At 61.3% G+C, this 25,411-nt stretch carries 24 protein-coding genes and 3 rRNA genes; 17 read left to right on the plus strand and 10 right to left on the minus strand.

Features of this window, described 5'->3' with window-relative positions:
* The first annotated feature begins 33 nt into the window (after positions 1-33).
* Together WDB71_RS00070 and hemG are read left to right on the plus strand one after the other, a co-directional pair.
* Entirely contained in the window at positions 34-1,491 is a 1,458-nt protein-coding gene (locus WDB71_RS00070) for a TrkH family potassium uptake protein (RefSeq protein WP_341502624.1), read from the plus strand.
* Between the two features lies 1 nt (position 1,492).
* A complete protein-coding gene (hemG, locus tag WDB71_RS00075; protein WP_341502625.1) occupies positions 1,493-2,023 on the plus strand; it encodes a menaquinone-dependent protoporphyrinogen IX dehydrogenase in 531 nt (176 codons plus the stop codon).
* Here the strand turns inward: hemG and trkA are convergent.
* Genes trkA through def form a run of 4 tightly spaced genes read right to left on the minus strand, consistent with a single transcriptional unit; the run spans position 2,020 to position 6,204 of the window.
* Positions 2,020-3,396, minus strand: a complete 1,377-nt coding sequence (gene trkA, locus WDB71_RS00080) for a Trk system potassium transporter TrkA (RefSeq protein ID WP_341502626.1) — start codon at positions 3,394-3,396, stop codon at positions 2,020-2,022. The two genes, hemG and trkA, sit on opposite strands and share 4 nt — an antisense overlap.
* Before the next feature lie 38 nt (positions 3,397-3,434).
* Positions 3,435-4,733 carry a 16S rRNA (cytosine(967)-C(5))-methyltransferase RsmB gene (gene rsmB, locus WDB71_RS00085; protein WP_341502627.1) on the minus strand — a complete coding sequence of 433 codons (1,299 nt, stop codon included), beginning with the start codon at positions 4,731-4,733 and terminating at the stop codon, positions 3,435-3,437.
* A complete protein-coding gene (gene fmt, locus WDB71_RS00090) occupies positions 4,730-5,674 on the minus strand; it encodes a methionyl-tRNA formyltransferase (RefSeq protein WP_341502628.1) in 945 nt (314 codons plus the stop codon). The genes rsmB and fmt overlap by 4 nt, the downstream gene beginning before the upstream one ends.
* A gap of 14 nt (positions 5,675-5,688) precedes the next feature.
* A complete protein-coding gene (gene def / locus WDB71_RS00095; RefSeq protein ID WP_341502629.1) occupies positions 5,689-6,204 on the minus strand; it encodes a peptide deformylase in 516 nt (171 codons plus the stop codon).
* A gap of 138 nt (positions 6,205-6,342) precedes the next feature.
* On the opposite strand from def, the gene WDB71_RS00100 reads away from it, so the two are divergent.
* The 4 genes from WDB71_RS00100 (at position 6,343) to WDB71_RS00115 (ending at position 9,740) form a co-directional block, all read left to right on the plus strand.
* Positions 6,343-7,449 carry a LysM peptidoglycan-binding domain-containing protein gene (locus tag WDB71_RS00100; protein WP_341502630.1) on the plus strand — a complete coding sequence of 369 codons (1,107 nt, stop codon included), beginning with the start codon at positions 6,343-6,345 and terminating at the stop codon, positions 7,447-7,449.
* Positions 7,450-7,522: 73 nt separating this feature from the next.
* Positions 7,523-8,536, plus strand: a complete 1,014-nt coding sequence (gene dprA / locus WDB71_RS00105) for a DNA-processing protein DprA (protein WP_341502631.1) — start codon at positions 7,523-7,525, stop codon at positions 8,534-8,536.
* 1 nt (position 8,537) lies between these two features.
* Positions 8,538-9,011 carry a DUF494 family protein gene (locus WDB71_RS00110; RefSeq protein ID WP_341502632.1) on the plus strand — a complete coding sequence of 158 codons (474 nt, stop codon included), beginning with the start codon at positions 8,538-8,540 and terminating at the stop codon, positions 9,009-9,011.
* Positions 9,012-9,182: 171 nt separating this feature from the next.
* Positions 9,183-9,740, plus strand: coding sequence for a topoisomerase DNA-binding C4 zinc finger domain-containing protein (locus WDB71_RS00115; RefSeq protein ID WP_341502633.1), 558 nt, complete (start codon positions 9,183-9,185; stop codon positions 9,738-9,740).
* A gap of 12 nt (positions 9,741-9,752) precedes the next feature.
* On the opposite strand, the gene WDB71_RS00120 is transcribed toward WDB71_RS00115, so the two are convergent.
* Both WDB71_RS00120 and purE read right to left on the minus strand, forming a co-directional pair.
* On the minus strand, positions 9,753-10,892 hold the full coding sequence (locus WDB71_RS00120; RefSeq protein WP_341502634.1) for a 5-(carboxyamino)imidazole ribonucleotide synthase: 1,140 nt from the start codon (positions 10,890-10,892) through the stop codon (positions 9,753-9,755).
* Positions 10,889-11,380 (minus strand): 5-(carboxyamino)imidazole ribonucleotide mutase, encoded by a 492-nt coding sequence (gene purE, locus WDB71_RS00125; RefSeq protein WP_341502635.1) that lies wholly within the window; start codon positions 11,378-11,380, stop codon positions 10,889-10,891. The genes WDB71_RS00120 and purE overlap by 4 nt, the downstream gene beginning before the upstream one ends.
* Positions 11,381-11,557: 177 nt before the next feature.
* On the opposite strand from purE, the gene WDB71_RS00130 reads away from it, so the two are divergent.
* A complete protein-coding gene (locus WDB71_RS00130; RefSeq protein ID WP_341502636.1) occupies positions 11,558-12,109 on the plus strand; it encodes a Sua5/YciO/YrdC/YwlC family protein in 552 nt (183 codons plus the stop codon).
* Between the two features lies 1 nt (position 12,110).
* Positions 12,111-13,028, plus strand: a complete 918-nt coding sequence (hemF, locus tag WDB71_RS00135) for an oxygen-dependent coproporphyrinogen oxidase (protein WP_341502637.1) — start codon at positions 12,111-12,113, stop codon at positions 13,026-13,028.
* 29 nt (positions 13,029-13,057) lie between these two features.
* Here hemF and WDB71_RS00140 read toward each other — a convergent pair whose 3' ends face one another.
* Complete coding sequence (locus WDB71_RS00140) at positions 13,058-13,393, minus strand: group II truncated hemoglobin (RefSeq protein ID WP_341502638.1); 336 nt, start codon at positions 13,391-13,393, stop codon at positions 13,058-13,060.
* A 150-nt stretch (positions 13,394-13,543) separates the two neighbouring features.
* On the opposite strand from WDB71_RS00140, the gene aroE reads away from it, so the two are divergent.
* The gene (aroE, locus tag WDB71_RS00145) at positions 13,544-14,293 is read left to right on the plus strand and encodes a shikimate dehydrogenase (RefSeq protein ID WP_341502639.1); all 750 of its coding nucleotides are present in this window, start codon (positions 13,544-13,546) and stop codon (positions 14,291-14,293) included.
* Entirely contained in the window at positions 14,290-14,541 is a 252-nt protein-coding gene (locus WDB71_RS00150; protein ID WP_341502640.1) for a DUF1488 family protein, read from the plus strand. The genes aroE and WDB71_RS00150 overlap by 4 nt, the downstream gene beginning before the upstream one ends.
* Here WDB71_RS00150 and WDB71_RS00155 read toward each other — a convergent pair.
* Complete coding sequence (locus WDB71_RS00155; protein ID WP_341502641.1) at positions 14,538-15,065, minus strand: gamma carbonic anhydrase family protein; 528 nt, start codon at positions 15,063-15,065, stop codon at positions 14,538-14,540. The genes WDB71_RS00150 and WDB71_RS00155 overlap by 4 nt on opposite strands.
* A 450-nt stretch (positions 15,066-15,515) precedes the next feature.
* Here WDB71_RS00155 and WDB71_RS00160 point away from each other — a divergent pair.
* From WDB71_RS00160 to WDB71_RS00190, 7 genes are all read left to right on the plus strand, one after another.
* Positions 15,516-17,067, plus strand: a 16S ribosomal RNA gene (locus tag WDB71_RS00160).
* Between the two features lie 223 nt (positions 17,068-17,290).
* A 23S ribosomal RNA gene (locus WDB71_RS00165) occupies positions 17,291-20,185 on the plus strand.
* A gap of 165 nt (positions 20,186-20,350) precedes the next feature.
* A 5S ribosomal RNA gene (rrf, locus tag WDB71_RS00170) occupies positions 20,351-20,465 on the plus strand.
* Together the 16S, 23S and 5S rRNA genes form the textbook arrangement of a ribosomal RNA operon.
* Positions 20,466-21,150: 685 nt before the next feature.
* A complete protein-coding gene (locus tag WDB71_RS00175; RefSeq protein WP_341502642.1) occupies positions 21,151-21,723 on the plus strand; it encodes a sigma-70 family RNA polymerase sigma factor in 573 nt (190 codons plus the stop codon).
* Positions 21,701-22,072, plus strand: coding sequence for a hypothetical protein (locus WDB71_RS00180; protein ID WP_341502643.1), 372 nt, complete (start codon positions 21,701-21,703; stop codon positions 22,070-22,072). The genes WDB71_RS00175 and WDB71_RS00180 overlap by 23 nt, the downstream gene beginning before the upstream one ends.
* On the plus strand, positions 22,069-22,884 hold the full coding sequence (locus tag WDB71_RS00185; protein ID WP_341502644.1) for a PDZ domain-containing protein: 816 nt from the start codon (positions 22,069-22,071) through the stop codon (positions 22,882-22,884). The genes WDB71_RS00180 and WDB71_RS00185 overlap by 4 nt, the downstream gene beginning before the upstream one ends.
* A gap of 39 nt (positions 22,885-22,923) precedes the next feature.
* Positions 22,924-23,622 (plus strand): 2OG-Fe(II) oxygenase, encoded by a 699-nt coding sequence (locus WDB71_RS00190; RefSeq protein ID WP_341502645.1) that lies wholly within the window; start codon positions 22,924-22,926, stop codon positions 23,620-23,622.
* Between the two features lie 29 nt (positions 23,623-23,651).
* On the opposite strand, the gene WDB71_RS00195 is transcribed toward WDB71_RS00190, so the two are convergent.
* Complete coding sequence (locus tag WDB71_RS00195) at positions 23,652-24,734, minus strand: rhomboid family intramembrane serine protease (RefSeq protein ID WP_341502646.1); 1,083 nt, start codon at positions 24,732-24,734, stop codon at positions 23,652-23,654.
* A complete protein-coding gene (locus WDB71_RS00200; RefSeq protein WP_341502647.1) occupies positions 24,724-25,323 on the minus strand; it encodes a hypothetical protein in 600 nt (199 codons plus the stop codon). Before WDB71_RS00200 ends, WDB71_RS00195 begins: the two co-directional genes overlap by 11 nt.
* Between the last annotated feature and the right edge of the window lie 88 nt (positions 25,324-25,411).

Below are 25,411 nucleotides of genomic sequence, written 5' to 3' on the forward strand. Positions count from 1 at the left end.
ATTAGCCATAACAGAAGCTTAATGAAAATTTCGATGCGGCTCGGATCCCTTATTCGCATCCTCGGGGTGCTGGTCGGCCTGTTCAGCGTCACCATGCTGGCCCCCGCCCTGGTTGCCTACATCTACAAGGACGGCGCCGGCGTCCCCTTCGTGAACACCTTCGTTTCCCTGCTGGTGATCGGCTTCCTGCTGTGGTTCCCCAACCGCAACGCCAGGGCCGAACTCAGGGCCAAGGAAGGTTTCTTGATCGTGGTGCTGTTCTGGACCGTGCTGGGCAGCGCTGGTGCCATGCCCTTCGTGCTGGCCAAGGAACTGGATCTGACCCTGGCCGGGGCCTTCTTCGAGTCCTTCTCGGGCCTGACCACCACGGGCGCCACCAACATCGTCGGCATAGAAACCCTGCCCAAGGCGCTGCTGTTCTATCGCCAGCAGCTGCAGTGGATGGGCGGCATGGGCATCATAGTACTGGCGGTGGCGATACTGCCCATCCTCGGCATAGGTGGCATGCAGCTGTACCGGGCCGAGATCCCGGGGCCGGTCAAGGACACCAAGGTGACGCCGCGCATCGCCGAGACCGCCAAGGCGCTCTGGTACATCTACCTGGGCCTGACCATGGCCTGCGCCCTGGCCTATTTCCTGGCCGGCATGAGCCCCTTCGACGCCATCTGCCACGCCTTCTCTACCATCGCCATAGGCGGCTTCTCCACCTATGACGCCAGCATCGGCCACTTCGACAGCACGGTGATCAACCTGATCTGCGTGTTCTTCCTGATGGTGTCGGCGGCCAACTTCACCCTGCATTTCGCGGCGCTGCGCATCGGTAACCCGCGCCTGGGCATCTACTTCCGGGACCCTGAATTCCGTGCCTTCCTGGGCATCCAGGCCAGTCTGACCCTGATCTGCTTCCTGGTGCTGCTGGTGCACGGCGTCTACGAAGACACCGGCGAGGCCCTGGACAAGGCGCTGTTCCATTCGGTGTCCATCTCCACCACCGCCGGCTTCGCCACCACCAGCTTTTCCGAATGGCCGCTGTTCCTGCCCATGCTGCTGATCTTCGCCAGCTTCATCGGCGGCTGTGCCGGCTCCACCGGCGGCGGCATGAAGGTGGTGCGGGTGCTGCTGCTGTACCTGCAGGGGCAGCGGGAGCTGAAGCGGCTGGTGCACCCCAAGGCGGTCTATTCCATCAAGCTGGGCAACCGGGCCCTGCAGGACAGGGTGGTGGACGCGGTCTGGGGCTTCTTTGCCGCCTATGCGGTGGTGTTCGTGCTCTGCATGCTGGCGCTGCTGGCCCTGGGGGTGGAAGATCTGACCGCCTTCTCCGCCGTGGTGGCCTGCCTGAACAACCTGGGTCCGGGCCTGGGCGAGGTGGCGGCCCATTTCGGTACCGTGCCGGACAGCGCCAAGTGGGTGCTGATCCTGGCCATGGTGTTCGGCCGCCTGGAGATCTTCACCCTGCTGGTCCTTTTCACACCGACCTTCTGGAAGAGTTGATATGGCGACCTTTCTGTTGGCCTATTCCAGCGTGGATGGCCAGACCCGACGCATCATGAACGTCCTGGCCGAGGAGCTGGTCAGGGCCGACCACCAGATCCGCTATGTGGATATCGAATCCGGCGAGCTGCCGCTGTGGCAGGGCATCGATCAGGTAGTGGTGGGGGCGGCGGTACGCTACGGCGACCACAGGCCGGCCCTGTACCGCTTCGTGGAGCGTCACCAGGGCGAGCTGGCGAAAAGGCCCTCGGCCTTCTTCTCGGTGAACCTGACCGCCCGCAAGCCCAACCGCAACACCCCGGACAACTCCCGCTACATGCAGAAGTTCAGGGAAAAATCCCCCTGGCGGCCGGACCGCCTGGCGGTCTTTCCCGGCGCCCTGCAGTGGGACAGGTACGGCTTGTTCGACAAGACCATGATCCGCTTCATCATGTGGCTCACCAAGGGGCCCACGGATACCGGCAAGGACGTGGATTTCACCGACTGGCAGCAGGTGCGGGACTTCGCCCGCACCCTGGCCGGCCAGGCCTAGAAGAACAGCGGGCTGGGCTGGAACAGCTTCTCCACTTCCTCTATGTAGCGCTTGTGCACCAGGAACAGGATAACGTGGTCGCCGGCCTCGATGACGGTCTTGTCGTGGGCGATCAGCACCTCGTCGCCCCGCACTATGGCACCTATGGTGGTGCCCGGCGGCAGCTTGATCTCCTCAATGGCCCGGCCCACCACCTGGGAGGTGCCGGCATCGCCGTGGGCGATGGCCTCTATGGCCTCGGCGGCGCCCCGGCGCAGGCTGTAGACGTTGGCGATGTCGGCCCGGCGCACATGGGTCAACAGCGCCGAGATGGTGGCGCTCTGGGGGGAGATGGCGATGTCGATGGCACCGCCCTGGACCAGATCCACATAGGCGCCACGCTGGATCAGCACCATCACCTTGTGGGCGCCCAGCTGCTTGGCCAGCATGGCCGACATGATGTTGACCTCGTCGTCGTTGGTGACGGCGATGAAGACGTCGGTCTGGTCGATATGCTCCTCCACCAGCAGCTCCTGGTCGGAGGCGTCACCGGTGAAGACGATGGTGTTGCTGAGCTTCTCCGACAGGTAGGCAGCGCGGCCCGGACTGCGCTCGATGAGCTTGACCGCGTAGCGCTTCTCCAGCTGCTTGGCCAGGCCGGCGCCTATGTTGCCGCCGCCGGCGATCATCACCTTGCGGTAGGGCTGCTCCAGGCGCTGCAGTTCGCTCATCACGGCGCGGATATTGCCGGCCGCGGCGATGAAGAACACCTCGTCGTCGGCCTCGATGACGGTGGTGCCCTGGGGACGGATGGGCCGGCCCTGGCGGAAGATGGCCGCCACCCTGGTGTCCACGTTGGGCATGTGCTCGCGCAGCGACGACAGGGCATTGCCCACCAGGGGGCCGCCGTAATAGGCCTTGACCGCCACCAGGCCCACCTTGCCGTCGGCGAAGTCCAGCACCTGCAGGGCGCCGGGATAGTCCACCAGGCGGCGGATATAGTCGGTGACCAGCTGCTCGGGGGAGATGATGTGGTCCACCGGGATGCCCGGGGTGCCGAACAGGTTGTCCTTGTGCTTTAGGAGCGGCTCGGCGCGGATGCGGGCGATCTTGGTGGGGGTGTTGTAGAGGGTGTAGGCCACCTGGCAGGCGATCATGTTGGTCTCGTCACTGTTGGTGACGGCGATCAGCATGTCGGCATCCTGGGCGCCGGCCCTGAGCAGGGTGTCCGGATGGGCGCCGTGGCCGTGGATCACCTGCAGATCCAGCCTGTCCTGAAGCTCGCGTAGCCGCTCCAGGTTCTGGTCCACTATGGTGATGTCGTTCATCTCACCGACCAGGTTTTCCGCCAGGGTGCCGCCGACCTGGCCGGCACCCAGAATGATGATTTTCATTCTTTTTTTCCTGTGCGGGCGCGTCCCGCCTGAGGCTGTTAAGCCGTTTTTAGCACTCTTGCATAGAAGAAGCCATCCATGCCGTTTTCACCTGGCAGCAGCTGCCAGCCCGGCTGCTCCGGGGTGTCGCCCTTTTTCAGGGGCGCCAGCCGGGCGTCGGTGTGGCGGGCCAGGAAGGCCTTGATCTGCCCGCTATTCTCCTCGGGCAGCACAGAGCAGGTGGCGTAGAGCAGGGTGCCGCCCGGCTTCAGCATGGACCAGGCATTGTCGAGGATGCGGGCCTGCAGGGCGGCCAGCTCCGCAATGTCGTCATCCCGGCGCAGCCAGCGGATATCCGGGTGGCGGCGGATCACGCCGGTGGCGGAGCAGGGGGCGTCCAGCAGGATGCGGTCGAAGGCGCGGCCGTCCCACCAGTCGCGGCCGGCGGCGTCGGCGGCCACCAGCTCGGCGTTGAGGCCAAGGCGGTCCAGGTTTTCCTGGACCCGGGACAGGCGCTGGGGATCCACGTCCAGGGCGGTCACCTCGACGTCGGCGCTTTCCAGCAGATGGGCGGTCTTGCCGCCGGGGGCGGCGCAGGCATCCAGGATGCGTTCGCCGTCCCTGGGCTCCAGCAGCTGGGCCGCGTACTGGGCGGCACCGTCCTGGACCGAGACATGGCCGTCGGCAAAGCCGGGCAGGGCGGTGACATCCTGGGCTTCGTCCAGCACCAGGGCCTGCGGCAGTGACTGCTCACTTCTTGCGCCGACTCCGGCTGCCGCCAGCCTGGCCAGGTAGTCGGCAGCGTTGCCATGGCGGGCATTGACCCGCAGCCAGAGCGGGGCCTGCTCGTTGTTGGCGGCCACCAGCTGCTGCCATTGCTCCGGGTAGGCCTGCTGCAGCCTGGCCAGCAGCCAGTCCGGGTGCAGGCTGGCCACCTTGGCGTCCCGGCCGGCCTTGGCCAGCAGGGCGTCGGCGTCGCGCTGGAAACTGCGCAGCACGCCGTTGACCAGGCCCTTCATGCGGCCCTGGCCCAGCTTGACGGCGGCCGCCACCGTTTCGGCCACGGCGGCGTGCTCCGGCACCCGGGAATAGTGCAGCTGGTACAGGCCCAGCACCAGCAGGTGGTGGAGGACACGCACCTTGCCCTTGAGCTTCTTGGCCAGCAGCTGGCCCAGCACCGCGTCCAGCAGCCGGTACTGGCGCAGGCTGCCGTAACAGAGCGCCTGCAACAGCGCCTTGTCCTTGGGGTTGGCCAGCTTGGCCTGGGCCTTGGGCAGGGCCGTGTTCAGGGACTCGCCCTGATCCATGACCCCCAGCAGCACCTGGGCACCCAGGGCGCGCAGCCTGGCGCCGCTCATGACAGCACCAGGCCGGTCTGGAACCAGTCGCTTCGGGCGTTGAGTATGTCGGCCACGGCCATGGCCTTCTTGCCGGGCAGCTGCAGCGTCTTGAGGCGCAGCAGGCCCTGGCCTGTGGCCACGTCTATGCCGTCCCTGCCGGTGGCGACTATGGTGCCGGGCAGGGCGTCGGTGGGCCTCTCCAGCACCTCGGCCTCCCAGACCTTGATGGCCTGGTCGTTATGCTGGAAATAGGACACCGGCCAGGGATTGAAGGCACGCACGCAGCGCTCGATGAAGTCGGCCTGGGTCTGCCAGTCGATGCGGGCCTCTTCCTTGCTGAGCTTCTCGGCATAATTGGCCTGGCCGTCGTCCTGGGCTTCTGCCGCCAGGCCCTCGCCGGCCAAGGCGTCCAGGGTCTCCAGCAGGGCCTGGGGGCCAAGCCCGGCCAGCTTCTCGTAGAGGCTGGCCGAGGTGTCGGTGCTCTCGATGGCCAGGCTGGCTTTCTTGAGCATGGCGCCGGTATCCAGGCCTTCGTCCATCTGCATGATGGTGACGCCTGTCTGGGCGTCGCCGGCCCAGATGGCCCTCTGGATGGGGGCGGCACCACGCCAACGCGGCAGCAGGGAGCCGTGCACGTTCAGGCAGCCCAGGCGAGGCAGATCCAGCACCGCCTTGGGCAGGATCAGACCGTAGGCCACCACCACCATGACGTCGGCCTGGTACTGGGCCAGCTCGGCCTGGGCGGCTTCGTTGCGCAGGCTCTTGGGCTGGTGGACCGGCAGGCCATGCTGTTCGGCCAGCACCTTGACCGGGCTGGGGGTCAGCTTCTTGCCGCGGCCGGCGGGGCGATCGGGCTGGGTGAAGACGGCGACCACCTCATGGTGGCTGGCGAGCAGGGACGCCAAATGGCGGGCCGCGAAATCAGGCGTGCCCGCGAAGACGATACGTAGTTTTTCCAAGGGGAACCTCGAGGTCAGGACGCCTGTTTGCTGCGCAGGCGCAGTTCCTTTTCCAGCTTCTTGCGGATGCGATCCCGCTTCAGGGGGGAAAGATAGTCGATAAAGAGCTTGCCCTTGAGGTGGTCCAGCTCGTGCTGGATACAGATGGCCAGCAGGCCCTCGGCCTCCAGGGTGAACTCCTCGCCGTCCTTGTTCAGGGCCTTGACCACCACGTGTTCGGCGCGCTCCACCTCGGCATAGGCACCGGGCACGGACAGGCAGCCTTCATCGCCACAGACCTTGCCGTCTTTTTCGATGATTTCGGGATTGATAAAGACGCGGGGTTCGTTACGCTCTTCGGAGACGTCTATGACCACCACGCGTTGATGGACATTGACCTGGGTGGCGGCCAGGCCGATGCCGTTCTCGTCATACATGGTCTCGAGCATGTCGTCGACCAGTTGCCGGATATCGTCGGTCACGGCCTCTACGGGCTTGGCCACGGTGCGAAGTCGCTCGTCGGGGAAATGCAGTACGTCTAGAAGTGCCATAAGTTTCTGATAAGTGCGCTAATATAGATTTAAAAACGGCTTGAGATGCTGTAATTTTAGCCATTGAAGCCGCGTATTGACAGCCATAATAACTAACGAGGGTTCCTACCCGCCAGTCGTGGCAACAAGGAAGAGAAAATGAGAAAACCCCTGCTTGCACTGGTCGCCGCTTGCCTTACCTGGCTGGCCGTGGCGGCCGACGAATTGAAACTCAAGAACGATTTCCCGGAAGTCTATGTTGTCCAGAAGGGCGACACCCTCTGGGATATCTCCGCCAAATACCTCCAGAACCCCTGGCTCTGGCCCAAGCTCTGGCAGTCCAACACCGAGGTGGACAACCCCCACCTGATCTACCCCGGCGACAAGCTCAGCCTGGTGATCGTGGACGGCGTGCCCCAGCTGGTGCGCAAGCCCATGGTGAAGCTGTCGCCTACGGCCCGCGTGGTCGACAAGGGTGATGCCATTCCCACCCTGCCGGTCAACCATGTCCGCGAGTTCCTGACCCACCAGAAGATCCTCGACGACGACATGTTGAAGCTGGCACCCGTGGTGCTGGGTAACATAGAGCGCACCACCCGCATGGATACCAGCAACAACATCTATGCCCGTGGCGACGACCTCAAGGTTGGCAAGCTCTATGGCGTCTACCGCCAGGGTAACCGCTATGTGGATCCCAATACCGGCGAGTTCCTGGGCTCGGAAGCCATACTGGTGGCGGTGGCCAAGGCCCATGAGGTGGAAGCCATTACCCTGGGTGATGCCGAAGACGCCAGGCACACCGGCCTGGCGACCCTGGAAATCACCCAGGTAGAGCGGGAAGTGGCCCAGGGCGATCGCCTGCTGCCCCTGGACAACAGCGACAGCCTGCCCGTCTACTTCACCCTCAAGGCGCCCGGTGCCCTGGTGGATGCGGTGATCATCGATTCTTCCCGCAAGACCCGGGCCCTGGGCAAGTACGACGTGGTGGTGCTGAGCAAGGGGGCCCGTGACGGCATGGAAGTGGGCCATGTGCTGGACGCCCGCCGGGTCGGTGCCAAGGTCCTGATCAAAGATGATGTCGAATATGAGGAGAGCGCCTCCCGGTTCGACCGCTGGTTCAGCTCCGACGAGCAGGTGGTTAGGCAGCCCACCGAGAGCATCGGCCAGATGATGGTGTTCCGCACCTTCGACAAGCTCAGTCTGGCCCTCATCATGAAGGCGGAGAAGCCCATTCGTGAAGGAGATCAGGCCACCAATCCCCAGTGAGGGAATAGGAGACAGCAGGGCGGGGCTGGCCTTGGCCACCCTGCCCGGTGTCTCTGCTACGGTCTGGCGCCGGTTGAGAGCAAGGCTCTCGCCGGCGTTTTTCTTTTCCGCCTCCGAAAAGGAGCTGCTGGCGCTCAAGGTGCCGGCCAAGCTGATCGCCGCCAGGCATAAGGCCAGGTGGCAGGACGTGGACGGGGCCCTGGCCTGGCTGGACGCCGGGGGCCGTGCTTTGTTGTGGCTGGATCAGGCTGGCTACCCGCCGCTGTTGGCCGAGGCACCGGCGCCGCCCATCTTCCTGTTGGTGGCCGGGGACGTGGAACTGCTGTCCCGCCTGCAGCTGGCCGTGGTCGGCACCCGTAAGCCCAGCCCGGGTACCAGGGGGCTGGTCGACGAGCTGCTGGGGCCGCTGGTGGCAGCCGGGCTGGTCATCACCTCCGGCCTGGCGTTGGGGGTGGACGGCCTGGCCCACCAATGTGCTCTGGACCATGGCGGCAAGACCCTGGCGGTGTTGGGGACAGGCCCAGATATCTGCTATCCCAGGCGCCATCAGGCGCTGTTCGAGCGCCTGGCCGAAGAGGGCGCCCTGGTCAGTGAATTCCTGCCCGGTACGCCGCCGCTGCCGTTCCAGTTTCCCCGCCGCAATCGCATCATCGCCGGCCTGGCCATGGCTACCCTGGTGGTGGAGGCCGGGCTCAAATCCGGGTCGCTGATCACCGCCAGGCTGGCCCTGGATGCGGGTAGGGAGGTGATGGCGGTGCCCGGTGCCGTGCGCAATCCCCAGGCCGCCGGCTGCCTGCAACTGCTCAAGGATGGAGCACAAATGGTCACAGAGCCGGTCGATATAGTGGCAGCCATCGGACCCTTACCCACAAACCTGCTGGCGACGCCGGCAACCCCGACCGTTCAGGCGCAATTGCCATACCCTGAACTGTTGGATACTGTAGGAGACGACACCACACCGATAGACGTCATAGTGGCAAGGAGCCGGATTGGGGTGGATGTCGTGCTGTCACAATTGCTCGAGCTGGAGACCATGGGCTACGTGAGCCGGGTACCGGGCGGGTATGTCAGGCAGAGGAGGCAGTAGCATGTTTGATGTCCTCATGTATCTCTTCGAGAACTACATCCACAGCGAAGTGGAAGTCATGATGGACCATGAGCAGCTGACCGACGAGCTGGCCCGTGCCGGTTTCCGTCATGACGAGATCCTCAAGGCCCTGGTCTGGCTCGAGCGCCTGGCCGCCTTGCAGGAAAACGCCGACAAACCCTACCTGATCGCACCGCCGCAGCAGAGCCAGCGGATCTTCACCGCCAGGGAAATGGAACGCCTCGACAGCGACTGCCGTGGCTTCCTGATGTTCCTGGAGCAGATACGGGTGCTCAGCGGCGAAACCCGGGAGATGGTCATAGACCGGCTGATGGATCTGGATCAGCAGCATATTGCCCTGGATGACCTCAAGTGGGTGGTGCTGATGGTGCTGTTCAATGTACCTGGCCAGGAGCAGGCCTATGCCCAGATGGAAGATCTGGTCTTCGACGAGCCCGGCGATTGGCTCCACTGAGAAAAGGGCGGCCCGGGCCGCCCTTTCTTATAGGTGGCCGGGCATCGGATGGGCGGTGGCCGTTGCGGTTGAGTTTCCCGGGCACCCTTGGCTAGCGGAACTGCAAAGCCGTCTGTCCCGTTTTCCCGAAATTGATAGAATAGGGGCAGTCATCCGTTAAGGGTCAGGGTCATGTCCAAGATCGACCACAGCCTGTTCAGTGCCCACGAACACGCCCTGGAGAAGGAATACGAGGTCTGTCCGCAATGCGGCAGCGAGCTGGTGGTGCGCCACTCTCCCAAGGGCCCCTTCCTGGGTTGTGCCAGCTATCCCAAGTGCGACTACAAGCGTGCCCTGAAGAGCCAGGACAGCCAGACCCTCAAGGTATTGGATGAGGCGCCCTGTCCCCAGTGCGGAAAGGCACTGGCGGTGAAGCAGGGCCGCTACGGCATGTTTATTGGTTGTACCGGCTTTCCCGATTGCCACTACGTGGCCGATAGCGACGAGGAGCAGGATACCGGTCTCCCGTGCCCCAGGTGCAACAAAGGTGAGCTGCTGGAAAGGGTCAACAAGTTCGGCAAGCGCTTCTGGGGCTGCAGCCGCTATCCCGGCTGCAAGTTCCTGCTCAATGAACAGCCGCGGGAAGGGCAGTGTGCCAGCTGCGGTTTCGGGCTGCTGGTGAGCACCAGGCAGGGCAAGCTGCGCTGCGCCGACAAGAAATGCGGCGCCATCCAGGAAGACCTTGAATAGCGCCTTGGCTCTTTAGAGGCTGGCCAGCCTGGCTCGTACCAGGTCGAGCTCGGGGAAGGCCCGGGGCTCGAGCAGGGCGACGAGGCGGTCGAAGCGCTCTGCCAGCACCTGGACATCCTCACCGGCCAGGTTGATATGACCCATCTTGCGGCCCGGGCGCTTGCCCTTGCCATACCAGTGCAGCTGCAGGGAAGGAATGGCCAGGGCCTCTTGTGCCACCTCATCTTCACCAATGATGTTGACCATCAGGCTGGGCCTGACCAGGGCCGTGCTGGCCAGGGGCAGGCCGCAGACGGCGCGCAGGTGGCTTTCGAACTGGCAGCAGTCGGCACCGCGCTGGGTCCAGTGACCCGAGTTGTGGACCCGGGGCGCCAGCTCGTTGACCAGCAGCCGGCCGTTCAGGTCGAAGAACTCGATGGCCAGCACCCCCACATAGTCGAGCTGCTCGGCCACCGCCTTGAACATCTGTTCGGCCTGCTGTTGCAGCGCCTGCTCGGACGGCAGCGCCAGGGAGGTGGCCAGTATGCCGTTGACATGGTGGTTCTCGGTCAGGGGATAGACCCTGACCTCGCCCTTGGCGCTGCGGGCGCCGATCAGCGACACTTCGCGCTGGAAGGGAATGAACTGCTCGGCCACTATGGCCTGGGCAGGGTCGGCGGCCAGGAAGTCGGCCATCTCCTGCCAGAGGGCGTCGGTCGCATCGGCGCTCTTCAGGCGCCATTGGCCCTTGCCGTCGTAGCCGGCCAGGGCGCTCTTGAACACCAGGGGCAGGCCGAGCTTGGCGATGGCGGCGTTAAAGGAAGCGCGGTCGGAGACCACATGCCAGTCGGCGCTGGCCACCCCGGCCTTTTCCAGCAGGGCCTTTTCCAGGCGCCTATCACCGCCGACCTTGACGGCCTCTTCCCCGGGCAGGAACTTGCCGCTGACCTGGCAGGTCGCCAGTATGGGGTGGGGGATGTGTTCGAACTCGGCGGTGATGCGCTCTGCCCAGTCGATGGCCTTGTCGAGGCCACAAAAGCGCTCTTCCTGGGTGACAGGTTGCACCACCCGCTCGCTGTTCACGTCGTAGGCCAGCACCTCGATATTCAAGGGGGCGCCCGCCAGGGCCATCATGCGCGCCAGCTGGCCGGCGCCAAGTACCAAGACCTTCATTGGGCCACCTGGCTGGGATCGGGCTGACTCAGTACGGTATCGGTCTGTTCCTGGCGGAAAACGTTTACCTTCTTCATCAGCTCGGCGTCGTGGGTGGCCAGGATCTGCGCCGCCAGCAGGCCGGCGTTGGCTGCACCTGCTTCCCCTATGGCCAGGGTGCCCACGGCGACGCCCTTGGGCATCTGCACTATGGAAAGCAGGGAGTCCATGCCTTTCAGGGTGCGGGACTGCACGGGCACACCCAGCACCGGCAGGCTGGTGAAGGCCGCGGCCATGCCCGGCAGGTGGGCGGCGCCACCGGCGCCGGCGATGATCACCTTGAGGCCCCGCTCGGCGGCGCCGGAAGCGTACTCGGCCAGCAGCTGGGGGGTGCGATGGGCGGAAACAACCCGGGTTTCGTAAGGGATGCCGAACTTGTCCAGCATATCCGCGGCCAGCTTCATGGTGGGCCAGTCGGAGGTGGAACCCATGATAATACCAACTTGCATCGTTGCTTCCTCGTGCGCTTGGTGAACTCCCATAACGGAGGCGGTATTATAGCCACACTCGAAGTCCGATGAAATTGCACGGCGGCCATTGGCGCCGGCAAGGGAGGGTTCGGGTAAGTAAAGGTGCGTCCTTGCCGGCTGTCGAGGGCGTTTCAAGTTAGAGAGCGGGATCCCTAGATGTCTGAGCTGGAACAATTTGTTGAGCATTTTCATAATGGCGGCGTACTGGCCTATCCCACCGAGGCCGTGTTCGGCCTGGGTTGTGATCCGGACAATGAAGCGGCCGTCAACGAGCTGCTTCGCCTCAAGGAGCGGGATCCGGCCAAGGGTCTGATCCTGGTCGCCGCCAATTATTCCCAGGTACTGAAGTACATTCGCGACGGCGACATTCCCATCGATCGCCGTTTCGCCATCTTTTCCAAATGGCCTGGCCCCGTCACCTGGGTGCTGCCGGCCCGCGCCGATGCCCCGGCCTGGGTAACGGGCGGCCGCGACACCCTGGCGGTCAGGGTCAGCGACCACCCCGTGGTCAAGGCCCTGTGTGACGCCTTTGGTAAGCCGCTGGTGTCCACCAGTGCCAACCTCAGTGGCCAGGAGCCCGCCCGCAGCGCCGCCGAGGTGGCCGCCCAGTTCGGCGAACGGGTGCTGGTGGTGCCCGGCGAAGTGGGCAGCCTGGGCCAGCCTACCCCCATATTCGATGCCCAAACCGGCCAAGCGCTGAGGAGCTAAGATGCAGTCATTCGATCTCGAACCCGTCAAGGCCTTCCTGCTGGCATTGCAGGATCAGATCTGCGCCGGCCTGGAAGCGGCCGACGGCCAGGCCCGCTTTATGGAAGACAGCTGGGTTCGTGAAGGCGGCGGCGGTGGCCGCAGCCGGGTGCTCCGTGACGGCGCCGTCATCGAGCAGGGCGGGGTGAATTTCTCCCATGTCTACGGCGACAACATGCCGGCCTCCGCCACCGCCCACAGGCCCGAGTTGGAAGGACGCTCCTTCCACGCCATGGGCGTTTCCCTGGTGATCCACCCCAGGAATCCCCATGTGCCCACCAGCCACGCCAACGTGCGCTTCTTCGTGGCGGAAAAGGCAGGGGCCGAGCCCATCTGGTGGTTCGGCGGTGGCTTCGATCTCACCCCCTTCTACCCGGTGGCGGAAGACGTCAAGCATTGGCACCAGGTTGCCCGGGATCTCTGCGCTCCCTTCGGTGAAGAGGTCTACCCCAGATACAAGCAGTGGTGCGACGACTACTTCTACCTCAAGCACCGCGGAGAGACCCGGGGCGTGGGCGGCCTCTTCTTCGACGACCTCAACGAGTGGGGCTTCGACAAGAGCTTTGCCTTCATGCAGGCCGTAGGGGAGGGCTATCTTGAGGCCTATCTGCCCATCATAGAGCGGCGTAAGGACACGCCCTATACAGAACAGCAGCGCCAGTTCCAGCTCTATCGCCGTGGCCGCTACGTGGAGTTCAACCTGGTCTATGACCGCGGTACCCTGTTCGGGCTGCAGACCGGCGGCCGTACCGAAAGCATCCTGATGTCCATGCCGCCGTTGGCCCGCTGGGAATACTGCTATGAACCCGAGCTGGGCAGCGCCGAGGCGGTGCTGTACCAGGACTACCTGAGACCCAGGGACTGGTTGCAGGAACTGTAAAAGAAAAGGCGGCCTCCGGGCCGCCTTCTTTATCTGTTGATCATGTGGCTGGCCAGTTGCCCCAGGGCCTGGCGTAATCCTTCCCTGAGCTGGGGACTGTCCACCTCTTCATTGAGGGTACGGTTCATGCAGTGCATCCACTGGTCGCGCATCTTCTCATCGACGGCAAAGGGGTGGTGGCGCATGCGCAGCCGCGGATGGCCGTACTTTTCCTCGAACAGGGCCGGGCCGCCGGTCCAGCCGGACAGGAACTCGAAGAACTTCTCGCGGATCAGCTCCATGGGCTGGGGATGTATGGCCAGCAAGTCGGCGGCCGCCGGGTCCGTTTCCATGATGTCATAGAAACGGTTGGCGATGCGGCGCACCGCGGCCTCCCCACCCAGCATCTGGTAAGGGGTTTGTTCCGGTGTGGGGTGGGTTATGCTTTGGGAGCGACGTCTTAACCACTTCAACATAGGCACATGGACAGATATACGGTGATTGGAAACCCGGTCGAGCACAGCCGCTCGCCTTGGATGCATGAGCGATTTGCCCAATTGGCCGGGGAGCATATCAGCTACGACAGGACCCTGGCACCCCTGGACGGTTTTTCTGAGATCTTGGCCAAGCTGGCGGGTGAAGGGCTCAAGGGGGCCAATGTCACAGTGCCGTTCAAGGAAGACGCCTTCCACTGGGTCCATGAGCTCAGCCACAGGGCCCACCAGGCCGGGGCCGTGAACACGCTTATCAAAACAGCCGATGGCCACTGGCTGGGGGATAACACCGACGGCGTCGGCCTGGTGGCGGATCTGTGCCGGCTGGGCTTTGACCCCAGGGACAAGACCCTGCTGGTCCTGGGCGCCGGTGGTGCCACTCGCGGCATACTGGGGCCCATACTGGACCGTGGGCCGAAAAGCATCACGGTAGCCAACCGTACCCCGGCCAAGGCCCTGTCCCTGGCGGATGTCTTTGGCATCGAGGCCGCCGAGTTCGAGCAGCTTCACGGCCGCCGCTTCGATATCGTCATCAACGCCACCTCGGCGTCCCTGTCCGGCCAGCTGCCGGCACTGCCCTCGGACGTTATCGCCAGCACGGGACTGGCCTATGATCTGGCCTACGGCCCCAGGGGTACCACCTTTACCCGGTGGGCGGCCAGCCAGGGCTGTCCGAAGACCGCCGACGGCCTCGGCATGCTGGTGGCCCAGGGCGCCGAGAGCTACTACCTGTGGCGAGGCGTCAGGCCCGACTGGCAAAAGGTGCTCGGTGAAATGGAGGCCCAGCGATGAACCAGAGTATCCAGTTCCCCGAAGCCCCTTACTATGATGCCGCTAAGGACGCCATTCGTCTGGATGCCATCGTCAATGGCTGGCGGGTGCCCTGTTATTTCCATGCCAGTTGGTTCAGCGGCGAGGTCTGGACGGCCCTAAGGGCAGAAGAGCTGGCCCAGGCCAAGCTGTTGCTGCTGGAAGAGGCCGCCGAAGCGGCCATAGAGGAAGAGGCCATGGACGTGGAAGGGGAGATCCACCTGGATTAGGCCAGGTATTCATCCTTTAGCCTGACATAGTTGTCGGCGGAGATGGCCAGGAAGGCTTTTTCATCTTCGGTAAGCGGGCGAGCCTGTTTCACAGGCGAGCCCACATAAAGGTAGCCGGACGCCAGCCTCTTGCCGGGAGGTACCAGGCTGCCGGCACCTATGATGACGTCGTCCTCCACCACGGCGCCATCCATGACGATGGCCCCCATGCCCACCAGTATGCGGTTACCCAGCACGCAGCCATGCAGCATGCATTTGTGGCCAACGGTGACATCGTCGCCAATCAACAGTGGGTGGCCCTCTGGCACCGCCTTATGTTTGCGGGTCACATGCAGCACGGTACCGTCCTGGATATTGCTGCGTTGACCTATGCGGATATGGTTGACGTCACCCCGTCCGGCCACCAGAGGCCATACGGAACTGTCCCTGCCGACAATGATGTCTCCCACCAGCACGGCGCTGTGGTGTACATAGGCGCCTCTTTCGAGCTGGGGATAGGTGCCGTTATAGCTTTCCAGACTCATGAATTGTTTCCCTGCTGTGAATTTCGTTGTGCCTTGATGTCCAACTGTACAAGGAGTGCGCGGTTGAAAGGAAAGAGCGATATTTCCCTTGCGCCTCAAGGCGGCATCCCTATAATGCCACTCCATCGCCAGGGCAGACAGCCCACTCAACAAAAACCGCTAAAAAGGCCCTTGACGCCAAGGTTTGATTGAGTAAAATGGCGGCCCGCTTGAGAGATAAGGCGCTAAGCGCTGAAAACTCAAGTTTTCTGAAAGGGCCGAAACAAAGGGCTTGACAGAAAATCCGGAGTCGGTAGAATGCGGCTCCCGCTTCGAGAAGAAGCGAACGTTCTTTAACAATGTGACCAAGCAATCTGTGTGGGCACTCGAGGTTGTGAAAATTCCCAAAAACGAATTTTCAATGAACTCGAAGTGTTCAAACACTTCAGCAATTCATTGAGCACAAACTTTTAATTGAAGAGTTTGATCATGGCTCAGATTGAACGCTGGCGGCAGGCCTAACACATGCAAGTCGAGCGGCAGCGACATGACGGAACCTTCGGGGGAAGACATGGGCGGCGAGCGGCGGACGGGTGAGTAATGTGTAGGAAGCTACCCGGGAGTGGGGGATAACCATTGGAAACGATGGCTAATACCGCATAACGTCTACGGACCAAAGGGGGGGATCTTCGGACCTCTCGCTACCGGATGCGCCTACATGGGATTAGCTAGTTGGTGGGGTAACGGCCTACCAAGGCGACGATCCCTAGCTGGTTTGAGAGGATGATCAGCCACACTGGGACTGAGACACGGCCCAGACTCCTACGGGAGGCAGCAGTGGGGAATATTGCACAATGGGGGAAACCCTGATGCAGCCATGCCGCGTGTGTGAAGAAGGCCTTCGGGTTGTAAAGCACTTTCAGCGAGGAGGAAAGGGTGAGTCTTAATACGGCTCATCTGTGACGTTACTCGCAGAAGAAGCACCGGCTAACTCCGTGCCAGCAGCCGCGGTAATACGGAGGGTGCGAGCGTTAATCGGAATTACTGGGCGTAAAGCGTGCGCAGGCGGCTTGTTAAGCTAGATGTGAAAGCCCCGGGCTCAACCTGGGAACTGCATTTAGAACTGGCAAGCTAGAGTCTTGTAGAGGGTGGTAGAATTTCAGGTGTAGCGGTGAAATGCGTAGAGATCTGAAGGAATACCAGTGGCGAAGGCGGCCACCTGGACAAAGACTGACGCTCATGCACGAAAGCGTGGGGAGCAAACAGGATTAGATACCCTGGTAGTCCACGCCGTAAACGATGTCTACTTGAAGTCTGTGTCCTTGAGACGTGGGTTTCGGAGCTAACGCGTTAAGTAGACCGCCTGGGGAGTACGGCCGCAAGGTTAAAACTCAAATGAATTGACGGGGGCCCGCACAAGCGGTGGAGCATGTGGTTTAATTCGATGCAACGCGAAGAACCTTACCTGCCCTTGACATCCAGCGAACTTGGTAGAGATACCTTGGTGCCTTCGGGAACGCTGAGACAGGTGCTGCATGGCTGTCGTCAGCTCGTGTTGTGAAATGTTGGGTTAAGTCCCGCAACGAGCGCAACCCTTATCCTTAGTTGCCAGCGATTCGGTCGGGAACTCTAAGGAGACTGCCGGTGATAAACCGGAGGAAGGTGGGGACGACGTCAAGTCATCATGGCCCTTACGGGCAGGGCTACACACGTGCTACAATGGCGGATACAAAGGGCGGCGAACCAGCGATGGTAAGCGAATCCCATAAAGTCCGTCGTAGTCCGGATTGGAGTCTGCAACTCGACTCCATGAAGTCGGAATCGCTAGTAATCGTAGATCAGAATGCTACGGTGAATACGTTCCCGGGCCTTGTACACACCGCCCGTCACACCATGGGAGTGGGCTGCACCAGAAGTAGATAGCTTAACCTTCGGGAGGGCGTTTACCACGGTGTGGTTCATGACTGGGGTGAAGTCGTAACAAGGTAGCCGTAGGGGAACCTGCGGCTGGATCACCTCCTTACCTTTAGGGATGACACGTCTCGAAGTGTCCACACAGATTGCTTGGAAGCCAGCCTTAGCGCTGGCTTTCATGGTTCTTTAACAATTCGGAAAGCTGATAACACTGCAAATTTAAACGAGTCACTCTCTACTTGATGAGTGTCCGGCGAAAACCAGGTGTTAGTCAACATACGGCATTTTCTTCGGAAAATGGTTCGCGTCAGCGAAACCCTTCGGGGTTGTATGGTTAAGTGACTAAGCGTACACGGTGGATGCCTTGGCAGTTGGAGGCGATGAAGGACGTGCTAATCTGCGATAAGCATTGGTGAGGTGATAAGAACCGCTTGAGCCAATGATTTCCGAATGGGGAAACCCACCCAAGGTAACTTGGGTATCTGTATCTGAATACATAGGGTGCAGAGGCGAACCGGGAGAACTGAAACATCTAAGTACCCCGAGGAAAAGAAATCAACCGAGATTTCCTCAGTAGCGGCGAGCGAACGGGAAAGAGCCCAGTTTGTGTATCAGCGTCTGTCATAGTGGAAGGTTCTGGAAAGTTCCGCGATACAGGGTGATAGCCCCGTACACGAAATGGCAGATGTCGTTGCAAACGATGAGTAGGTCGGGACACGTGGTATCTTGACTGAAGATAGGGGGACCATCCTCTAAGGCTAAATACTCCCAACTGACCGATAGTGAACCAGTACCGTGAGGGAAAGGCGAAAAGAACCCCGGCGAGGGGAGTGAAATAGAACCTGAAACCGTGTACGTACAAGCAGTAGGAGCCCTTCGGGGTGACTGCGTACCTTTTGTATAATGGGTCAGCGACTTATGTTTTGTGGCGAGGTTAACCGAATAGGGGAGCCGTAGGGAAACCGAGTCTTAACTGGGCGTCCAGTCGCAAGGCATAGACCCGAAACCCGGTGATCTAGTCATGGGCAGGTTGAAGGTTGAGTAACATCAACTGGAGGACCGAACCCACTAATGTTGCAAAATTAGGGGATGACCTGTGATTAGGGGTGAAAGGCCAATCAAACCGGGAGATAGCTGGTTCTCCCCGAAAGCTATTTAGGTAGCGCCTCGGACGAATACTTGCGGGGGTAGAGCACTGTTTGGGCTAGGGGGTCATCCCGACTTACCAAACCCATGCAAACTCCGAATACCGCAAAGTACTATCCGGGAGACACACGGTGGGTGCTAACGTCCATCGTGGAGAGGGAAACAACCCAGACCGCCAGCTAAGGTCCCCAAGTCATAGCTAAGTGGGAAACGATGTGGAAAGGCTTAGACAGCTAGGAGGTTGGCTTAGAAGCAGCCACCCTTTAAAGAAAGCGTAATAGCTCACTAGTCGAGTCGGTCTGCGCGGAAGATGTAACGGGGCTAAGCTATGCACCGAAGCTGCGGCAGCATATTTAGGTATGCTGGGTAGGGGAGCGTTCTGTAAGCCGTTGAAGGTGTGTCGGGAGGCATGCTGGAGGTATCAGAAGTGCGAATGCTGACATGAGTAACGTTAAAGCGGGTGAAAAACCCGCTCGCCGGAAGACCAAGGGTTCCTGTCCAACGTTAATCGGGGCAGGGTGAGTCGGCCCCTAAGGCGAGGGCGAAAGCCGTAGTCGATGGGAAACAGATTAATATTTCTGTACTTCTTTTCATTGCGATGGGGGGACGGAGAAGGCTAAGCAAGCCAGGCGTCGGTCGTCCTGGTGAAAGTGCGTAGGCTGGGGACTTAGGCAAATCCGGGTCCCTAAGGTCGAGACACGAGACGAGTTGCTACGGCAACGAAGTTGTTGATGCCATGCTTCCAGGAAAAGCCTCTAAGCTTCAGATGAAAAGAAACCGTACCCCAAACCAACACTGGTGGTCAGGTAGAGAATACTAAGGCGCTTGAGAGAACTCGGGTGAAGGAACTAGGCAAAATAGTACCGTAACTTCGGGAGAAGGTACGCTGTTGTTGGTGATGAGACTTGCTCTCTAAGCTGACGGCAGCCGCAGTGACCAGGTGGCTGGGACTGTTTATCAAAAACACAGCACTCTGCAAACTCGAAAGAGGACGTATAGGGTGTGACACCTGCCCGGTGCCGGAAGGTTAATTGATGGGGTTAGCGCAAGCGAAGCTCTTGATCGAAGCCCCGGTAAACGGCGGCCGTAACTATAACGGTCCTAAGGTAGCGAAATTCCTTGTCGGGTAAGTTCCGACCTGCACGAATGGTGTAACCATGGCCACGCTGTCTCCACCCGAGACTCAGTGAAATTGAAATCGCTGTGAAGATGCAGTGTACCCGCGGCTAGACGGAAAGACCCCGTGAACCTTTACTACAGCTTGACACTGAACATTGAGCCTACATGTGTAGGATAGGTGGGAGGCTTTGAAGCGGTAACGCCAGTTATCGTGGAGCCATCCTTGAAATACCACCCTTGTATGTTTGATGTTCTAACCTCGGCCCATTATCTGGGTTAGGGACAGTGTCTGGTGGGTAGTTTGACTGGGGCGGTCTCCTCCCAAAGCGTAACGGAGGAGCACGAAGGTTGGCTAATCCTGGTCGGACATCAGGAGGTTAGTGCAATGGCATAAGCCAGCTTAACTGCGAGACAGACACGTCGAGCAGATACGAAAGTAGGTCATAGTGATCCGGTGGTTCTGAATGGAAGGGCCATCGCTCAACGGATAAAAGGTACTCCGGGGATAACAGGCTGATACCGCCCAAGAGTTCATATCGACGGCGGTGTTTGGCACCTCGATGTCGGCTCATCACATCCTGGGGCTGAAGTCGGTCCCAAGGGTATGGCTGTTCGCCATTTAAAGTGGTACGCGAGCTGGGTTCAGAACGTCGTGAGACAGTTCGGTCCCTATCTGCCGTGGGCGTTGGATGATTGAGAGGGGCTGCTCCTAGTACGAGAGGACCGGAGTGGACGAACCTCTGGTGTTCGGGTTGTCACGCCAGTGGCACTGCCCGGTAGCTAAGTTCGGAATCGATAACCGCTGAAAGCATCTAAGCGGGAAGCGAGCCTCAAGATGAGTCATCCCTGAGACTTCGAGTCTCCTAAAGGGTCGTTGAAGACTACAACGTTGATAGGCTGGGTGTGGAAGTGCGGCGACGCATGTAGCTAACCAGTACTAATTGCCCGTGAGGCTTAACCATACAACACCCAAAGGGTTTTGTAGGCAGAGATTGTTCCAGACAATCTTCTGCACTTCCGCCATCCATGGCGGTCGGGCACTCAGAGAGAGTGACTTAGATTACAGAGTTATCAGCTTTTACCGAATTGACTTAACTGGCCGCAAGGCGGGTTAAGAAACGAATTTGCTTGGCGGCAATAGCGCTGTGGAACCACCTGATCCCATCCCGAACTCAGCAGTGAAACGCAGTAGCGCCGATGGTAGTGTGGGGGTTCCCATGTGAGAGTAGGTCACTGCCAAGCACCTATTAAACGTAGAAAGCCACCCGTAGGGGTGGCTTTTTGCGTTTACAGCGCCTGACGGCACTACTTCTCACATGGGAATGAAGAAAGTGCCGCGCAGCGGCTTCCTACCCCATGTGGAGTTGGGTGAAGCCCGAAACCCAAGCACGGCTTGGGTGCGGCTGAACGCGAGGCCCCGGATGGCCGAGCCGGCACCCGTCACCAGGGACGGTTATTACGCCACCTGGCCTGCACCTTCTTGCCCTGAGTTGCCACCCATCCCTGGGAGCTCATTCCGGCCGGCACCTCCTGTGTACCGGCGCTCAGCTGCGTGAAAGCGGTGCTTTCACTTCGAGCTTCGCCCAGCGATTTTGTCCCATGTGAAGGTCACCAGTAGCCCCAGCTGCGTAGGGTGGGTTAGCGTAGCGTAACCCACCGAAGGCGCCTTATTGTCTTGAGTTGCCACCCATCCCTGGAGACTCATTCCGGCCGGCACATCCTGTGTGCCGGCGCTCAGCTGCGTGAAAGCGGTGCTTTCACTTCGAGCCTCGCCCTACGGGCTATCGTCGCTAACGCTCCGATGTTCAAACTTGTTCCCGACAAGTTTGTCGCGTTCGCCAGATTTTTCCCATGCCAGAAATACGAAAAACCTGTCACCTTTTTTGCTGTGGTAGCGTCTTATAAACAGTGAATACCAGGAGGTGCGGTGGAAACAGGCTTTGGCAAGCAGGTGCCGGCTGATGTGCTGGCACAGGCCATAAAGGGAAAGCGGCAGGCCCAGCATGAGCTCTACCTGGTGTTTGCCGAGCCTGCCTATCGGCTGTGCCTGGGCATGCTGGGTACCACAGGTTTGGCCGAGGATGCCGTCCAGGAGGCCTTTATCAAGGCATTCAAGGGGTTGCCATCCTTGACCGAAACCCGGGCCCTGGGAGGCTGGCTTAAGCGGATCTGCGTCCACTGTGCCTTGGATCTGCTGGCCAGGGAGAAGGCCGGAGACACGGCAGAGCTGAGCCTGGTGCTTGATGACGATGATTGGCGGTCGGCGGCGGACAGCCTGACCCGCCTGGATGACATTGAGCGCCTGCTTGGCATCTTGAGCCAAAGGGAGCGGGCCCTGGTCTGGCTTCACGTGGTGGAAGGCCACACCTTTGCCGAACTCGGGGTCATGCTGGCCATGACCGAGACCGCCTGCCGGCAGGCCTGTCGCCGGGCCCTCGGTAAACTGGCCCACAGGGCCAGGCAATGGGAGAAGAGAGATGAGCGCAAGGCAGCACTTTGAAGAGAAGCTCAAGCAGCGTTTGGCAGAGCGGCAAGCGGAAAGCGTTCCCGATCAGCTGTGGCAGCGTATCGAGACCGAGCTGCCCGACAAGGGCGCTCGCCCCCTGTGGTGGGGTGTGGCTGCCGCCCTGGTGCTGTCGAGCGCCCTGCTTGTCCAGCAATCCTGGCATGACGCTGCAAAGCTGAACTCGACTTCGATAACCCTGCTGCAATACGAGGTCCATACCGTGGACAAGAAGCTGCAGCAGGCCTACCTGCAGGATGCCGGGCAGGAAGAAATTGAAACCATCCTACGGCAGCGCCAATACCTGATGGATGCGCTGGCCTACAAACAACGGGAGGCATTATGAAAACCATGATTGCAACATTGGTGCTGGGGCTGGCCATGGGGGCCTATGCCGCCGATACCGACCCTGAGATCAGGGAAAAGGTGCGTGCCGCCGTGGCCGCTGCCCAGCAAGGGGAAAATCTGCCGCCCCTGACCATGGAAGAGCCGGCCCGTCGCTACTATGACTGGGGGGCCGTCCTCAACAAGACGCTGACCGTGGTGGCGGTGTCACCTGGCTCGGATGCCCAGCTGATGGGGGTCAAGAAGGGTGATCGCCTGGTGGCCTTCAACGGCAGCGCCGTTGCCGGCGAGCCCCTGAAGGCGGTGCTGGCCAGGTTTGAAACCCTGGAACAGCAGCAGCCCTTCTCGGTGACACTGGCCCGTGAAGGCAAGGAAATCCAGGCCACCACCAAGGCGAATGTGAAAGTGACGCCGGCCTGGCGGCTGGAAATAGGTGAGGTGGCGGCCAAGAGCGCGCCCGCTGTGGAAGGCTGCGGCCGCGTATCGGTGTTCTTTACGCCGCCGGAGGCAAGGGATCTCTATCCCGCCTTCGTCAATGCCATCGACGGTGAGGGGGTACTGCGCAGTCGCCACAGCTTCAAGCTGGCCGCCGGCACCCACAGCATCGATCTCCATGAGCTGATCACCGACCGTCGCCTCAAGCGGCGTGGTGGCGGCCTGCAGGAGGCCAAGACCATAGAGATCGACGTCAAGCCCAACACCACCTACTACCTGGCGGCCGAGTTCATCCCCGAGCAACGCTACAAGACCTTCAAGGACGGCTTCTGGAAGCCGGTGGTCTGGAAGACCTCGGAAGTGAGCTGTAAAGAGTAGGAAAACTGTTAACATGGGGGCAACCAATTGGAGGCCCCCATGCAGTTTATTGAAGTCATAGATGATGCCTTGCCCGCAGATTTCTGCGATGCCCTGGTCGCCAAGTTCCAGGGCCACCCTGGTGTTATCGAGGGCCGCACCGGTGGTGGTGTGGATACCAGCAAGAAACGCAGCCGGGATATCACCCTGGACAGCTTTAACGACTGGCAGGCGGAAAAGCAGCGGATCCTGGCCAACACCTTCGGCCACATCCAGAACTATTTCGACAAGCACTTCATGGCCCTGATCGGCGCCGTTTCCCCCACGGTGGTCGATCCGGACAACGGCCAGCCGGTCACGGTGACCCCGGAGAACTACGACCGGGTCGGCCGGCCCCACCTGCAGGCCCTGGTCAGCCATATCTACCGCAGCGGCTACATCAACCTGCAGAAATACGACAAGGGCCTGGGCGGTTACCCCCACTGGCATTCCGAGGTCTATCCCCAGGACCAGCACGGCGAGCCCCTGCACCGGGTGCTGCTGTGGATGTATTACCTCAATGACGTCGATGAAGGTGGCGAGACCGAGTTCTTCTACCAGCAACACAAGGTCAAGCCCAAGAAGGGCCGCATGGTGATAGCGCCGGCCGGCTTTACCCATACCCACAGGGGCAACCAGCCCATCTCAGGCGACAAGTACATCCTCACCTCCTGGGTGCTGTTCAACCGGGCCGAGCAGCTCTACGGCCAGCCCAGGTAAGCAAAAAGGGGCCGTTCCGGCCCCTTCGCTTAGCGTGCCACCCTGAAGGCGGGCTGGTTGATTATGGCCAGCACCGGATAGCGCCCCAGCACCCAGTTCCTCAGCGCCAGGCCCAGTGCCAGGCCGGCGGCAAAGCCGCCGATATGGGCCATGTAGGCCACGCCCTGCTGGCCCGTGGCCATGCCCAACAGGTTGAAGCCGAGCCAGATCAGGAAGAACAGCCAGGGGGCCAGCTTCTTCTGGTAAATGACGATCATGAAGCTGAGGCTGGCCTTGCGGAACCACAGCAGGTACATGCCGAACAGGCCGGCGATGGCGCCGCTGGCGCCCACCATGGGGATCACCGAGCCCGGCTCCATGGCGGTCTGGGCCAGGCCGGCAACCATGCCGCACAGCAGGTAGAGGCCCAGGAAGCGCCAGGGGCCCAGGGCATCTTCCAGGTTGTCACCGGTCAGCCACAGGAAGTACAGGTTGCCGAGCAGGTGCATCCAGCCGCCGTGCAGGAACTGGCTGCTCAGCAGGCTGAACAGGTTACGGCCGTTGGCGATGTCCGCCGGTACCAGGGCGCCGCCGAACAGCAGCTCGTCCAGTTGCGGCGTGGCAAGGCCGGCCAGGAACACCAGCACATTGACCACCACCAGCAGCCAGGTCATCCAGGGCCGGCGCTTGGGCTTGATGTTGTATTCCACCGGCATCTGCGACAGGAACTGGAACACCCAGCTCTTCCAGTTCACCTTGGCATTGAGCTCGCCCAGGTGCAGCTCCAGGATGCTGGCCTGGTGAGCCTCCTTGAGCTCCTTGCGCTCGATCCAGATCCCCTGGCAATTGTGGCAGGCCTCCACTTCCACCTCGTAGCCGGGCAGCAGCTGGTGCCTGTCCATGGGTTTGGTGCAATCGGGGCAGCGCAGGTGGGTGGCACCCAGGTGGCTGCCGCGGCATTCCTCCACCCCCACCCGGTCCCGCTCCGGATCGGCCGTGGCCAGGCTCTGGTTCAGTTCCCCCTTTTCGAACCAGAGCCCGCCACAGCGCCGGCACAGGTCGATCTCCTCGCCCTGGTAGTGGCTGGCGACCAGGCTGTCCTTGTTGCAGTGCGGGCAGATCTTATGCGCCATGCTCGGCCTCCTGCTCCACGACCACGCCATGCCTGGCCAGTTGCTGGCGCAGCCTGGCCAGATCCTGGTCCATCAGCGGCAACACCCGGCTCCTGATGTCCGCCGTCAGGGCCTTGAGCTCCTTGGCCGTCGGCCTGGCGCCCAGGCGCTGGGCTTCGTAGCGGTCCACCTTCTGCGCCACCTCGGCATAGAAGCGGCGGGCGCCGGACAGTATGGCCGGGGGCGTTTCCAGGGTCTGGTTGGAAAAGCGCATGTTCTCCCACACGAAGTGGTGCAGGCGCGGGTGGTGCTCTTTGCGCCGCTGGGGCAGGGGATTGTGCTGGGCAATGAAGTCAGCGTAATCCTCGACCACCGCCAGGTTGTCGCCAAGTTCATCGCGCAGGGAGCGGCGCAGGTAATAGTTGTTCTGCTGGCTGACGATGCCGTCAAAGGCGACGGCCTGGGACAGCCCTTCCTGGGCGGCCAGGTAGACACCCAATACGGTGGCCAGCAGCATGAAGATCTGGCCGACCCAGAAGCCGGTCTTGGTCAGTTCGGAATTGTCGAGTCTGGGGCGCCTGGCCGGGCGGCCAACGTCTTCCGTGCTCATGGTGAAAATCCTTTTCGAGAGAAGAGAGGCGCCTATGATACCGGCCCCAAAGGGTTTTTTGGCTGCGTTAGGTGGTTTTTGTCGAATT

This window comes from Gallaecimonas sp. GXIMD4217, from assembly GCF_038087665.1.
In the GTDB taxonomy this organism is placed as follows: Bacteria; Pseudomonadota; Gammaproteobacteria; order Enterobacterales; family Gallaecimonadaceae; genus Gallaecimonas.

Bases quoted from the DNA above. Each gene is read 5' to 3' on its own strand.
- WDB71_RS00115 (WP_341502633.1), top strand. From the start codon at position 9,183: ATGTCCAAGATCGACCACAGCCTGTTCAGTGCCCACGAACACGCCCTG.
- WDB71_RS00100 (WP_341502630.1), top strand. From the start codon at position 6,343: ATGAGAAAACCCCTGCTTGCACTGGTCGCCGCTTGCCTTACCTGGCTG.
- WDB71_RS00130 (WP_341502636.1), top strand. From the start codon at position 11,558: ATGTCTGAGCTGGAACAATTTGTTGAGCATTTTCATAATGGCGGCGTA.
- WDB71_RS00195 (WP_341502646.1), bottom strand. From the start codon at position 24,734: ATGGCGCATAAGATCTGCCCGCACTGCAACAAGGACAGCCTGGTCGCC.
- WDB71_RS00070 (WP_341502624.1), top strand. From the start codon at position 34: ATGCGGCTCGGATCCCTTATTCGCATCCTCGGGGTGCTGGTCGGCCTG.
- WDB71_RS00200 (WP_341502647.1), bottom strand. From the start codon at position 25,323: ATGAGCACGGAAGACGTTGGCCGCCCGGCCAGGCGCCCCAGACTCGAC.
- WDB71_RS00180 (WP_341502643.1), top strand. From the start codon at position 21,701: ATGAGCGCAAGGCAGCACTTTGAAGAGAAGCTCAAGCAGCGTTTGGCA.
- WDB71_RS00185 (WP_341502644.1), top strand. From the start codon at position 22,069: ATGAAAACCATGATTGCAACATTGGTGCTGGGGCTGGCCATGGGGGCC.
- trkA (WP_341502626.1), bottom strand. From the start codon at position 3,396: ATGAAAATCATCATTCTGGGTGCCGGCCAGGTCGGCGGCACCCTGGCG.
- WDB71_RS00110 (WP_341502632.1), top strand. From the start codon at position 8,538: ATGTTTGATGTCCTCATGTATCTCTTCGAGAACTACATCCACAGCGAA.
- rsmB (WP_341502627.1), bottom strand. From the start codon at position 4,733: ATGAGCGGCGCCAGGCTGCGCGCCCTGGGTGCCCAGGTGCTGCTGGGG.
- def (WP_341502629.1), bottom strand. From the start codon at position 6,204: ATGGCACTTCTAGACGTACTGCATTTCCCCGACGAGCGACTTCGCACC.
- WDB71_RS00150 (WP_341502640.1), top strand. From the start codon at position 14,290: ATGAACCAGAGTATCCAGTTCCCCGAAGCCCCTTACTATGATGCCGCT.
- aroE (WP_341502639.1), top strand. From the start codon at position 13,544: ATGCATGAGCGATTTGCCCAATTGGCCGGGGAGCATATCAGCTACGAC.
- purE (WP_341502635.1), bottom strand. From the start codon at position 11,380: ATGCAAGTTGGTATTATCATGGGTTCCACCTCCGACTGGCCCACCATG.
- WDB71_RS00120 (WP_341502634.1), bottom strand. From the start codon at position 10,892: ATGAAGGTCTTGGTACTTGGCGCCGGCCAGCTGGCGCGCATGATGGCC.
- WDB71_RS00190 (WP_341502645.1), top strand. From the start codon at position 22,924: ATGCAGTTTATTGAAGTCATAGATGATGCCTTGCCCGCAGATTTCTGC.
- hemF (WP_341502637.1), top strand. From the start codon at position 12,111: ATGCAGTCATTCGATCTCGAACCCGTCAAGGCCTTCCTGCTGGCATTG.
- WDB71_RS00155 (WP_341502641.1), bottom strand. From the start codon at position 15,065: ATGAGTCTGGAAAGCTATAACGGCACCTATCCCCAGCTCGAAAGAGGC.
- hemG (WP_341502625.1), top strand. From the start codon at position 1,493: ATGGCGACCTTTCTGTTGGCCTATTCCAGCGTGGATGGCCAGACCCGA.